Origin of the sequence: Chryseobacterium sp. StRB126, from assembly GCF_000829375.1 — a bacterium.
GTDB lineage: Bacteria > Bacteroidota > Bacteroidia > Flavobacteriales > Weeksellaceae > Chryseobacterium.
Map to the genome: position 1 here is coordinate 2,890,362 of NZ_AP014624.1, position 13,092 is coordinate 2,903,453.

The 13,092-nt window shown below is 36.5% G+C and carries 10 protein-coding genes; 6 read left to right on the forward strand and 4 right to left on the reverse strand.

The genetic code is table 11. The annotated features are described in order from the left end of the window. Positions 1-2 precede the first annotated feature (2 nt). The 3 genes from CHSO_RS13085 to CHSO_RS13095 form a co-directional block, all read right to left on the reverse strand. Positions 3-2,933: a reprolysin-like metallopeptidase gene (locus CHSO_RS13085; protein ID WP_045496600.1), complete on the reverse strand. Its 2,931-nt coding sequence runs from the start codon at positions 2,931-2,933 to the stop codon at positions 3-5. 204 nt (positions 2,934-3,137) lie between these two features. Next, positions 3,138-3,635, reverse strand: a complete 498-nt coding sequence (locus tag CHSO_RS13090; protein ID WP_045496604.1) for a DinB family protein — start codon at positions 3,633-3,635, stop codon at positions 3,138-3,140. A gap of 17 nt (positions 3,636-3,652) precedes the next feature. Further along, positions 3,653-4,792 (reverse strand): acyl-CoA dehydrogenase family protein, encoded by a 1,140-nt coding sequence (locus CHSO_RS13095; RefSeq protein WP_045496607.1) that lies wholly within the window; start codon positions 4,790-4,792, stop codon positions 3,653-3,655. A 192-nt stretch (positions 4,793-4,984) separates the two neighbouring features. Here CHSO_RS13095 and CHSO_RS13100 point away from each other — a divergent pair, with 192 nt between their 5' ends. The 6 genes from CHSO_RS13100 to CHSO_RS13125 all read left to right on the forward strand — a co-directional run bounded on the left by CHSO_RS13100 (position 4,985) and on the right by CHSO_RS13125 (position 12,171). Next, a complete protein-coding gene (locus CHSO_RS13100; protein ID WP_045496609.1) occupies positions 4,985-6,877 on the forward strand; it encodes an endonuclease in 1,893 nt (630 codons plus the stop codon). A gap of 445 nt (positions 6,878-7,322) precedes the next feature. After that, a complete protein-coding gene (locus CHSO_RS13105; RefSeq protein ID WP_045496611.1) occupies positions 7,323-7,928 on the forward strand; it encodes a SatD family protein in 606 nt (201 codons plus the stop codon). Positions 7,929-7,930: 2 nt separating this feature from the next. Beyond that, positions 7,931-8,626, forward strand: a complete 696-nt coding sequence (locus CHSO_RS13110; protein WP_045496613.1) for a DUF3307 domain-containing protein — start codon at positions 7,931-7,933, stop codon at positions 8,624-8,626. A gap of 36 nt (positions 8,627-8,662) precedes the next feature. Beyond that, positions 8,663-9,385, forward strand: coding sequence for a phosphoribosylaminoimidazolesuccinocarboxamide synthase (gene purC / locus CHSO_RS13115; protein WP_045496615.1), 723 nt, complete (start codon positions 8,663-8,665; stop codon positions 9,383-9,385). A 142-nt stretch (positions 9,386-9,527) separates the two neighbouring features. Further along, the gene (purF, locus tag CHSO_RS13120; RefSeq protein ID WP_045496618.1) at positions 9,528-11,027 is read left to right on the forward strand and encodes an amidophosphoribosyltransferase; all 1,500 of its coding nucleotides are present in this window, start codon (positions 9,528-9,530) and stop codon (positions 11,025-11,027) included. Positions 11,028-11,223: 196 nt separating this feature from the next. Further along, positions 11,224-12,171, forward strand: a complete 948-nt coding sequence (locus CHSO_RS13125; protein ID WP_045496621.1) for a glycerophosphodiester phosphodiesterase family protein — start codon at positions 11,224-11,226, stop codon at positions 12,169-12,171. A gap of 102 nt (positions 12,172-12,273) precedes the next feature. Here the strand turns inward: CHSO_RS13125 and CHSO_RS13130 are convergent, their stop codons facing one another. Beyond that, positions 12,274-12,975, reverse strand: coding sequence for a porin family protein (locus CHSO_RS13130; protein ID WP_045496623.1), 702 nt, complete (start codon positions 12,973-12,975; stop codon positions 12,274-12,276). Positions 12,976-13,092: the final 117 nt, after the last annotated feature.

Below are 13,092 nucleotides of genomic sequence, written 5' to 3' on the forward strand. Positions count from 1 at the left end.
GACTAGTTTTTAACAAATCGTTTAGAAATTTCACCAATCTGGATCATATAAGCTCCTTTAATCAAGTTGCTTACGTTTACAGATCCTCTTTGAAGTTTTCCTGAGTCAACTACTTTTCCACCCATATCAAAGATTTTATAATCTTCAGATGTGGTATTGGAGATATGCATGATGTCTTTTACCGGGTTAGGGTATAGTTTAATATCAGCCATCAGATCTTTCGTATTAGAAAGTTCTCCTCTTCCTGAAGATGTAATATTCACTGTATAATCCTCAACTTGTCCATAGGTATAAGCCTCACAAGATGAAGTCGGAATAGAGCTGTATTTCATCATTACTCTCATTCTTGTTGAACCAAGAGCAGCTGTTGATGGAATAGTAACTGATCCCGTAACCGGACTTGTTGTAGAACCAGCTTTTGACCATACCAATTCACCACTGTCTGTAAAGTCTCCATCTCCGTTATAATCAATATAAACTGCATAAGCTTCACTGTACTTTGTAGAAGTCCAAACCGGAGTGATAGAAAGTGTATAAGCGGTTCCTCTTGTTACATTGGTAGAAACAGAAGTAAAGTTTTCGTAACCAGCAGTTCCTGTGGATGTATTATTGATAGTACCGAATTTTACGTTTCCAATTCTTTCATCAGCGGTATTGGATGCTGAAGCTGAACAGTAAGTAACTGTTCCACCACCTGCAAGTGTTGTAACATTCACGGTATTACTTGAAGAAGAAGCATTACCTGCTGCATCTTTAGCTTTCACAGAGAAGCTGTAAGTAGTGGATGGAGTTAAACTTGTTATGGTATAAGTAGTAGAAGCTGTAGAGCCTAGTAATGAAGCTCCCATATATACATCATATCCTGTAACCCCAATATTATCTGTGGCTCCTGACCAAGACAGGTTTGTACTTGTAGAAGTAGTTCCTGAAGCAGCAAGGGTAGGCGCAGTAGGAGCAACCGTATCAGGTGTTCCAGATCCCGCATTTACAGAAATATTGGCATTATTTACATCAAAGAAAATGTGGTTGGATCCTTTAACCATAATTCTTCCTGTTGTGGTAGTAACATTAGGAATGGTTACGGCCTGTGAACCATCATTAGGAGTTGCAGAGAGTAGAGTAGACCATGTATTTCCGCTGTCTGTAGACCAAAGAATATCTACATTAGCAGTGTTTACGTTGTTCGCAGTAGTTCCTGCCACATCCCATGTTACGGTTTGAGAGCTTCCACCAGTATAAGTAGTTGCTGAATTCTGAGAAGTTACTGCAAAAGGTCCCGCAGTACTGTTTACTGTAATGACAGCATCATCAGAATTGTTTCCTGAACCTCCGGCCTTATTATCCCGAACGGTAAACCTGAAGTTTAATGTTCTGGCTACTGAAGAAAGTGCTTCCACCGTAATTTCAGTGCCTGCAGTAGTAGTTGAGCCTGCTAAAACAGATGCCATTCTTGGGAAATATCTTGTAGGAACCGTAGTTGGTGCCCATGATCTGAAATTAGGCCCTGAAGCTTTTGTTGCACTTGCTGCAGAACTTGCTCCCGTTTGAGAAGAAGATGCATTATCCATCTGTTCCCAGATATAAGTTAAAGAATCACCGTCTGCATCAGTACCGGTTCCTGTTAATACGAATGGGGTTCCTTTTGGAATTGTATAGTCTAAACCTGCATTAGCTGTTGGAATAGCATTGCCTGTATTGGTATTGACAGAGCAAGTTTTAGCTTTAATATTATTGGTGATTTGTTGAATACTGATTGCATGAAAAAACGCATCAGAATGAGGCTGAATATCCTGGCCCGTAATTCCGGCATATCCCATAATGGTTGATCCTGAACCAGGTTCCATATTGGCTCCGGTTCCTTCATTATTCATTGAGAAAGTATGGTTTCCTCCAAATTGATGGCCCATTTCATGAGCTACATAATCGATGTCGAAATTATCTCCTGATGGAATGGAATCAGCAGGGGAAGTGTAACCGCTACCTTTTGAACCGTTTGTACAAATACATCCGATGCATCCTGCGTTTCCACCACCTCCGGAAGCTCCAAATAAGTGTCCGATATCATAATTAGCTTCTCCAATAACAGAAGTTAGTGTACTTTGTAATTGGGAATTCCAGCTGCTCATTCCTGATGCAGCAGAATAAGGATCTGTAGAAGCATTGGTATAAATAACCGCATCATTGTTAGCGATAAGAACCATTCTTGCTGCAAAATCTTTTTCAAAAACACCATTTACGCGGGTCATTGTAGTGTTCATTGCGGCTAATGCCAGTGCTTTTGTTCCTCCAAAATAAGCAGTATATTCTCCTGTACAGGATAATGCCAGTCTGAATGTTCTCAATTTAGCATCATCAGCATTAGGTCTGGCTGCAACATTTGTAGATACTCCTTTTTTAGCAACATCTATTACAGTACATTCAAATTTACTAAGATCATCATTTTTGTCCGATTTTTTGTAAACAACATACGTAGAAAGATCCTTTGCATAAGGCTCAATGAATACTGCCGATTTATCACCATAAATTTCCATGGATGATAGTCCTAGTGGGGAAACACTGAAATACACTGTTGAATTTGGATCTTCAAGTCCCTGACCTACATAAGATTTGATGTCAGGGTATTTTGCAGCTAATTCAGGAGTGAAGTTGGAATTTTCTTTTACTTTAAAGTTTTCCATTCTGCCATCGGAGTTCGGGAATGAAATGATGACTTCTGATTTTTCGCCAGCTGCCAGCCTCTTCGGAGCTTTAGCTAAAGCGTTTTTCAAACCATTAATATTCAGACTGAATAATCTAGGATTTCTGATTCCTAATTTGTTTTCAAAGGTCTCTGAAGAGGTTTTTGAGAATTCCTGAGACCAAAGGCGATCAGTCTGTGCGAATGAAACTCCTGTAATAAGAAGCATCCCAAGCAGGGTTAATTGTCTTTTCATATTAAATATTTGTTTTTATTATGGTATATCGAAATTAATAAAAAATATATTACGAAAAACAAAAATTTTTAAGAAAATTTTAGACTATTCATTTAATATATTATGCAATACATTAAATATACTCAATTTAACATTGTCCCAAAATGAAAAAATGACATGCGTAAATTACACATGTCATTTATTATCAATTAAAATGATTTTCAGTTACATTTTATCATCAGCAGTAGGGCCATAAAGTCCGGGAACTTTATTTCCGGTTGATCTTAAATAAACAACCAACTCTCCTCTGTGATGGTACAAATGATTATAAAGAAAGCCTCTTACTACCTGAATTCTTGGTGAAGCAGGAAAAAGAGTGTTTCCATTCATTTCCATCTTCCATTCGTTAAAATAAGTGCTTTCATCCGAGTCTTCCAAAACCTTCTGTGCTTTAGCTACATTTTCTTCAAATTTTGCTACAATATTTTCAGCTTTGGAAATATCACCTTTATCATACTGATATTTTTCCATGTCAAAGACATCCTGGTTAAAGGTAGGAGCGTACCAATTATAAACTTCTGCAATATGAGAAGCCAGCTGGCCGGTTGTCCAGTTTTTCTCAGATGGTTTCCAGTCTAAAGCGCTGTCGGGGATTGCTTTTAAAATTTTTCTGGTGTTTTCGGCTTCGTGCAAAAATTCACCTAAAAGTGCCTGTTTAATCATTTGTATGAGGGTTAAAATTATTTTGTAATATCTCTTCCAATCACCAGTCTCTGGATTTCAGAAGTTCCTTCACCAATAGTACAAAGCTTAGAATCTCTATAGAATTTCTCAGCAGGGAAGTCCTTTGTATATCCGTACCCTCCGAAGATCTGTACTGCATTGTTGGCAATTCTTACGCAAGCTTCAGAAGCATATAATTTTGCCATTGCTCCTTCTTTTGTCATTTTCTGTTTAGCATTTTTCAACGTTGCTGCTCTTTGAATCAGCAATTCTGCAGCATCAATTTCTGTCGCCATATCAGCAAGCATAAAATTAATTGCCTGGAATTCAGAGATTGATTTTCCAAACTGATGTCTTTCTTTAGCATATTTTAAAGCTGCTTTATAAGCTCCTCTTCCTGTTCCTAAACTTAATGCCGCGATAGAAATTCTACCACCGTCAAGAATTTTCATAGCCTGTTTGAAACCTTCACCCACTTCTCCTAAACGGTGAGAGTCTGGTACACGTACGTTATCGAAAATTAATTCTGCGGTTTCAGAAGCACGCATTCCTAATTTATTCTCTTTTTTTCCTGAAGTAAATCCGGGCATTCCTTTTTCCAAAACAAAAGCAGTAGAGTTATTTTTAGCTCCTTTTTCACCTGTTCTGGTCATTACCACAGCAATATCTCCTGAAATAGCGTGAGTAATAAAGTTTTTAGCTCCACTAATGATCCACTCATCACCATCTTTTACTGCAGTGGTAGACATTCCCCCTGAATCTGAACCGGTATTGTGTTCTGTTAATCCCCAAGCTCCGATTACTTTTCCGGAAGCCAACTGAGGAAGCCATTTATTTCTCTGTTCTTCATTTCCGAACTCATAAATATGATTTGTACAAAGAGAGTTGTGCGCTGCTACAGAAAGCCCGATAGATGGGTCTACCTGAGAAATTTCATCAAGGATAGTGACATATTCGTGATACCCTAAACCGGAACCGCCGTATTGCTCAGGAATTACAATTCCCATAAAACCCATTTCTCCCAGTTGGTGGAATAAGTCTTTTGGGAAAGTTTGGCTTTCATCCCACTCCATAATATTCGGTCGGATATTCTTCTCTGCAAATTCTCTAGCTGTCTCCGCTATCATTTTGATGTTGTCAATTGTCTCTGTATTCATATTGATAATAGTTAGTTCCCAAAGATAACCAAATTGACGGAATGCTAAAAAAAATTATTACATCCATAATATTATCATGGCCAATATTTTAATTTCCAATTTTTTATATTTTGAGAATTAATGTATTCTTAATAAAATATTCAATCTTTTGCGTATTTTATTTTACTAATTTAGTCCCCCAATTTTTAAGGTATGAAAAAAATTCTACTTCCTATTATTTTGATTTCCACTTATATTTCTGCGCAGGCTCCTGCCGGATATTATAACGGTACTATCGGATTAACCGGCTATGCCCTGAAATCTAAGCTTCATGATATTATCTCTGAAAAGGCTATTAGTTGGCATTATACGACTCATCTTCCCAATCTTTATAATCAAACAGACCTTGATGTATACTATGATGGCCATACTCCAGCTAATAACACAACTATTCTTTTAGATATCTATTCTGAAATACCGGATGGACCGGACGCTTATGAATATACTAGCAGTCAATTAGGTGGGGGAAGTGCGGAAGGCTCAGGATACAACAGAGAGCATATGATGCCCCAAAGTACATTTTACAGTGACTATCCAATGTATTCGGATCTGTTCTATGTGATTCCTGCTGATGCTAAAATTAACCAGTTAAGGAGTAATTATCCTTATGGGATTTCCAGCACAGTTCCTGCTAACATTCTGGCTACATTTACCAATACATCTAAAATAGGAAAGAGCGCTATTCCTAACCTTCCTTATACAGGATATGTATATGAACCTATTGATGAATTTAAAGGTGATGTAGCAAGATCCATATTATATTTTGCTTTAAGATATGAAGGAAAATTAGGAACATTTAAATACACAGCTAATGCTAATCCTGCTTCAGATACCAATCCTTTTGACGGAACCGAAGAAAGAGCGATTGAACCAGCCTATCTTGCTATGTTAATTCAGTGGCATCAACAGGATCCTGTTTCTCCAAGAGAAACCAATAGGAATAATGCCGTGTATGCTCTTCAGAAAAACAGAAACCCTTTTATAGATAATCCGGGATGGGTAAATGCTATCTGGAGCCAAACACTGGATGCTATTGCTCCTCAGGCACCTTCCAATCTTACTTCTACACAAACGAGTGCCTATTTTACAACCTTAAGCTGGACTCCAAGTGCTGATGCTGATGTTTTAGGCTATAAAGTGTATCAGAATGGCACTTTAGTAGCATCCACAAAAGGTACGTCTATCAGTATAGATCATCTTACACCTTCTACAACCTATAACTATACTGTAAAAGCATATGATAATGGATACCTTCAATCTACAGATAGTAACCAAATATCTCTAACAACGCTGGCTACAGACAATTATGCTAAGGATCTTTTTATTTCAAAATATCTGGAAGGATCAACCAATGAGAACAGAGCTCTTGAAATCACCAATAAAACAGGACACCCTGTAGATTTGAATAATTACAGATTATCAATTCAATTACAGGGACAAAATAATAGCCTTTATTTTCCAGCTCCATTTGAAATGGAAGGTACTATTCAAAATAATGAAACATTTGTAGTTTTGAACCCCTCTGCTACTTTCTCATGTTTTACCAAAGATCAGGCGAAATTTATAACTGCAGCTCCTCAAATGACGTTTTATGGATACAATTATCTTGAATTAAGATACAAGTCTACCACAGTAGATGCATTGGGTGTTACAGGACAAAATAATTCTACAGCTTTAAAGGATGTTTCTTTATATAGAAAGGCTTCGGTTAGTCAACCTACGAATACTTTTAATATTAATGAATGGACTGTATATCCAGTGGATTACTGTCAGAATCTTGGCGGAACTTTGTCAACTTCAGAAGAACTTATCACTTCTACGGATAAATCGCTGAAAATATATCCAAATCCTGTATACGACAACTTTTTTGTGAGTGGAGATAATGAAAAGATAAAAACAGCTCAAATTATTGATCTTTCCGGAAAAGTAATTTATACAGAGAAAGATCCGTTCAGAAACAAGAAAGAGATTTCTGTACAGGGAATTCCTACAGGAACATACATCTTAAGGCTGGATGATTATTCTCAGCAATTTATTAAGAAATAAAGAAAGAATATTTATTACTTTTTAAATTATACCAACCTAACAGTTTTTTGAAACCTGTTAGGTTTTATTTTTTAAGAGGTCGTAGTCTTTACCCTTAACAGGTTTTGAAACCCCGTTCAGGGGAGTTTGGTAAGAATCATTAGCCCTGATAGCAGCGGTTACCCCACAGCAGGCGGTGGAAAAAGGAAGGAGCGAGGAGTATGAGCGGATAGCAGGAAACAGCTCCTCGAATAAAAAAGTATTAAAAAAATTGAGTTAATATTCAACGTATCATGAAAGTTTTTTATTTTATTTAATCTTTTTACAATTTTCTGATTTCATTTAAAGCCTTAAAAACCTTATGTTTACGATATAATCGATATAAGTAGATTCGCTAATAATCAATATCTATAAGTGTTTGCGCTTATATTTTTTATTTATAAGTAATTATGCTTATATTTGCAGTATGATAGCGGTCATTACCGGTGATATTATAAATTCACAGCATGCAGACACTGAAGTTTGGATTACCAAGCTTAAAAATCTTCTCGAAATCTGGGGAAGCGCTCCCGGCACATGGGAAATCTACAGGGGAGATGAGTTTCAGTTCAAATGCAGTATTGATTCTGTTTTCTGGCATTTTCTAGCCATAAAATCTCTTATAAAAAGCCAGGAAAATCTGGATGTAAGAATGGCCATAGGCATAGGGGAAGAAAGTTTTTCTTCTGAAAAGATTACCGAATCTAATGGTACTGCTTATGTAAATTCCGGACGACTTTTGAATGATCTGAAGAATGACGGGCACACCGTTGCCATAAAAACATCAAACGATTCCGTTGACAGGGATCTTAATATTTTATTGAAATGGTCATCTAAGGATTTTGATAATTGGACTATGGCAACATCCGAAATCATTCATGAAATGATCATGAATCAGGATATCACACAGGAAGATCTTGCCAAAAGATTTGCTATATCACAGTCTTCTATCAGCCAGAGACTGAAACGAGCCAACTATGAGCTCATCGTGGAAACCAATCAGTATTTCAGAAAGAAAATATCCGAACTATAAGCATGATCTTTATCAAACTCATATTGGCACATCTACTCGGAGATTTTATACTTCAGCCAAATTCATGGGTTGCTGATAAGGAGAACTATAAACTAAAAAGTAAATTTTTATACTTCCACATTCTGATTCACACTATTTTAAGCTTCATTTTCCTTTGGGATCTGCAGCTTTGGTGGGTGGCTGTTTTAGTGGGTGTTACTCATTTTATTATTGATGCCGCCAAACTTAGTTTTCAGACTATAAAAACGAAAAAAAGATGGTTTTTCATCGATCAGCTGTTGCATATATTGGTAATTGCAGGAGTATCTTTTTATTTCAGTGAATTTAATTTCAGCTTTTTACAAAATCAGGAATTTTTAAAAATACTAATGGCAGCTTTGTTTCTTACAACGCCGGCTTCTATTTTTATCAAACTCCTTTTATCATCCTGGACACCTGCTCCGGATGGTCCTAACTCTATTCAAACCGAATCTTTATCAAGTGCCGGAAAATATATCGGAATTTTAGAACGTCTGCTGGTATTTACCTTTATCATGGTGAATCACTGGGAAGGCGTAGGTTTCATGGTGGCTGCCAAATCTGTTTTCAGATTCAGCGACCTTGCACAGGCAAAACAGAGAAAACTTACAGAATATGTATTAATTGGTACATTGTTGAGTTTTGGACTGGCTGTCTTAACAGGAATAATAATTAAATAAATCAATAAATCTAACTACAATTTAGAAAGTAAAATTATGAGTCAAAAGAAAGAAATGTTGTACGAGGGAAAAGCGAAACAGGTATTTGCTACCGATAATCCTGATGAAGTAGTAGTACGTTTCAAAGACGATGCTACAGCATTTAATGCTCAAAAGAAAGGGCAGGTTGACCTGAAAGGGGAAATGAACAACGCCATTACCACTCTTATTTTTGAATATTTAAATGAAAAAGGGATCAAAACTCATTTCATTAAAAAACTAGACGAGAGAGAGCAGTTGGTAAAAAAAGTTTCTATCATTCCTTTGGAAATGGTAGTAAGAAACTACTCTGCGGGAAGTATGGCACAAAGATTAGGAGTGGAAGAAGGAATTAAGTCTCCGGTAACCATCTTCGATATCTGTTATAAAAAAGACGAATTGGGAGATCCGCTTATCAACGATCACCATGCTGTTTTCTTAGGTGCTGCTACGTATGAAGAACTTGATGAAATGTATGAACTATCTTCAGACATTAATGATATCCTTATTGAGCTGTTTGACAAGATCAACATTATTCTTGTAGACTTCAAAATCGAATTAGGAAAAACGTCTACAGGTGAGATTATCCTTGCTGACGAAATTTCTCCTGATACTTGCAGACTTTGGGATAAAGATACGATGAAGAAGCTTGACAAAGACAGATTCAGAAGAGACTTAGGAGAAGTAACTGAGGCATATGTTGAGATCTACAACCGTCTTAAAAATCTTTTAGAGAAATAAGATTTCAGATACCAGATTTCAGATATCAGATGTTGGTACTGAAAATAACTTTGTTAGTTAAAACAAAATTAAAATTTGAAGTTAGCTTTTAGTCTGAGATCTGAAATCTGACTTCTAAGATCTACAATTAGAAAAAATAGAAATGAAAAGTTTAGACATTCATAAAAGTGAATATTTAAAACAGTTTGAAAACCAAGTCTACGGGAGAAATCTTTTCAGAACTCAGGAAGAGGAAAGGCTAGATGCTCCTAATGAAGAATGCGGAATCTTCGGACTCTATTCGGATGAAGATCTGGATACATTTTCTCTTTCACAATTTGGGCTTTTTGCGCTGCAACACAGAGGTCAGGAAGCTTGTGGTATCTCCGTTTTAAAAGACGGAAAAATTACCAACATGAAAGATGAAGGATTGGTTTTAGACGTTTATAAAGACATTCAGGAACCTGAAGCTTTTATGGGAAATTCTGCAATTGGGCATACTCGTTATACCACTGCAGGAGATAAAAAGAAATATAACTTCCAGCCATTTTTCGCGAAAAACGAATATGACCAGATTATACTTTCTATAGCGCACAACGGTAACCTTACCAATGCAAGAGAATTAAAAAATGAATTAGAAGCTGAAGGCGTAGTTTTCAGAGCAACTTCAGATTCTGAGGTGATCCTTAGATTAATTCAGAAAAACCTTGATTTAGGACTTCGTGGAGCCATTAAAGCTACTATGGAGAAAATTGAAGGGGCATATTCCGTAGTGGGAATGACAAGAAATAAGTTCTTTGCTTTCAGAGACTTCAATGGGATTCGTCCATTAGTTTTAGGAGCTATTAATGAAAATTCTTATGTAGTTGCCTCTGAATCTGTAGCATTAGATGCTGTAGGAGCTCAGTATGTACGTGATATTCTCCCTGGAGAGATCATTTACACCAATGAAAATGAGCCTGGAAAACTTCATTCTTATATGATGGATGAAGCTAAAGGAAAACAGAGAATCTGCTCTTTTGAATACATCTACTTTGCAAGACCTGATTCTACCTTAGAAAACATCAATGTGTATGAGATCAGAGAGAAATCAGGGGAGAAGATCTGGGATCAGGCTCCTGTAGAGGCTGATTTGGTTATTGGTGTTCCGGATTCCGGAGTTCCTGCTGCCATTGGATTCTCAAAAGCTTCAGGAATACCGTTCCGTCCTGTTTTGATTAAAAACAGATATATTGGAAGAAGTTTCATTGTTCCAACACAGGAGATGAGAGAAAGGGTAGTGAACCTTAAGCTTAACCCGATTATTTCAGAAATGAAAGATAAGAGGGTAGTGATCATTGATGACTCTATCGTTCGTGGAACAACCTCTAAGAGATTGGTTAAAATTCTTAAAGATGCTGGAGTAAAAGAAATTCACTTCAGAAGTGTTTCTCCTCCAATTATTGCTCCATGCTATCTGGGAATTGATACTCCGTCTAAAGATGATCTGATTTCGGCGAACATGACTACAGAAGAACTTAAAAATTACTTAGGAGTAGATTCCTTAGAGTTTTTAAGCATAGACAATCTGAAAGCAATTTTAGGATCTTCTAATCATTGCTTTGGATGCTTCACAGAAGAATATCCAGTAGGAAAAGGAGAAGAAGCAGTATTATTTAATTAATATTTCTTACATAAAAACAGAGAGAGTCAGGTATTTATAGCCTGACTCTTTTTTGTTACAGTATGTCATTCTGTGTAATCTCAAAAACTTCTCCCTATTCATACCCAACTACCATTAAATGTAGCATAACCTTAATATTCCGGTATTATACAGTACACACGTAAGCTTTAATTTTATCAGATTAAAATTCAGGAGTATGAAGAACGTATTTTTATCAGGCATATTTCTTATTGCCTCACAATTATATTCAGCACAGTCTTTCGATAATCAGGCTCATCGTGGAGGGAAGTCTCTATATCCGGAGAATACAATCCCGGCTATGAAAAATGCTTTAAAAATGAATGTCACGACCCTAGAAATGGATCTGGCCATCACAAAGGATAAAAAAGTAATTCTTTCTCATGATGCTTTTCTTTCACCAGAATTAATCACCAAGCCGGATGGAACTTATATTCCGAAAGACTCCGGTTTCTACTACAAAATATACGAAATGCCTTATGCTAAAATTCAGACATTTGACGTAGGACAAAAGAAGCTCGACAATTACCCGGATCAAAAGAAAATGAAGGTGCAGAAACCTCTTTTTTCAGATATCATAGATACATGTGAATCTTATTCCCGTGAATTGAAAAGACCCTTACCTTATTATAATATAGAAACCAAAACTCGCCCATTCTCGGACAATATTTTTCATCCGGAGCCTAAAGAATTTGTAGACCTGATGATGAAGATTATTATGGAAAAAGGAATTCAGGATAGAGTTATTATTCAGTCCTTTGATCCCAGAACGCTTGAGATCATTCATAAAGAATACCCTAAAATAATGACAGCTTTACTTGTAGAAAAGGTTGACGATAAGAAATTAGCCCAACAACAGTATTATTTTAAAAATATTCCCTTAGAGAAATTTAAACTATACCCCAACCATTTAAATGGAGTAGCAGGAGATATGAAATTTCTAAGCTTTACTCCAACCATTTATAGCCCGGACCATAGGTTAGTAACCCCGGAACTCGTACAGGAATGTCATGCATTAGGAATGAAAGTAATCCCTTGGACCGTTAATACAAAAGAAAGATTACAGGAATTAAAAAACATGGGAATAGACGGGGTGATTAGCGATGATCCCAGAATATTTCAATAATTGGTTCTTTGCTAAAATATAAATAGCCGGAAGAAATTCTTCCGGCTATTTTATGCGATGCAGAAATCTGCATCTGGAGTTAAAAAATTGGTTTATTATTGATTAGAACTTGTAGTTCAGACCTAATTGGAAAACTCTGTTGTTATTTTCAGCAGCTGGTCTGCTTTTCTCAATCTTTGTCAAGCTGTTCGTATATCTTGCACTGATTCCGATATTGTTGGTAATATCATATCCTAAACCTAGACCTAGACCAAAGTTGAATCTGTTGATAGCATCTTTATTAAGGTCATCAGATTGAGAGCTGCTTGTTGTTGTAGTTATTCCTCCTGTGGTACTTGCTACAGTAGCTTCCCCTTTAGTTTTTCCGTTGATAAAATAACTGAATTCAGGACCTGCTTCAATATAGAATTTGTCCGTAGGTCGCATCTGAACCATTAAAGGAACTGAAATATAGTTCATTGTTACTTTACTTTCTCCTTTAGTTTTTACAGTAGTTGCTCCTGTAGTAGTTTCTGTTGAATAGGCTACATCTCTTGCTCCCATTTGGTTATATAGAACCTCCGGTTGAAAGCTGAATTGTTTAGAGATAGGAATGTTTACAAAAGCTCCGGCATGGAAACCTAATTTTTGGCTGTTCATTCCGAATTTTTGCTCGCTGAAATACGCTGAGTTTCCTCCGGCTTTAATACCGAATCTTACTGGTTGAACGTCTTTTTTAAGAGGTGATGTATTTACAGTTGTTGATTCCTGAGCAAAGGCTAATGTACCGGCAGTTAATGCCAGACCTAAAAATAACTTCTTCATAATTTTTATTTTTTAATTTTTACTACTTGATGGTCTTTCAACCATTCGCGGTTTATTTTGCAAAATGCTTGCCAAACTTAAAAAACATAGATATACAGCTGTTTTTGAGAGGTTTTG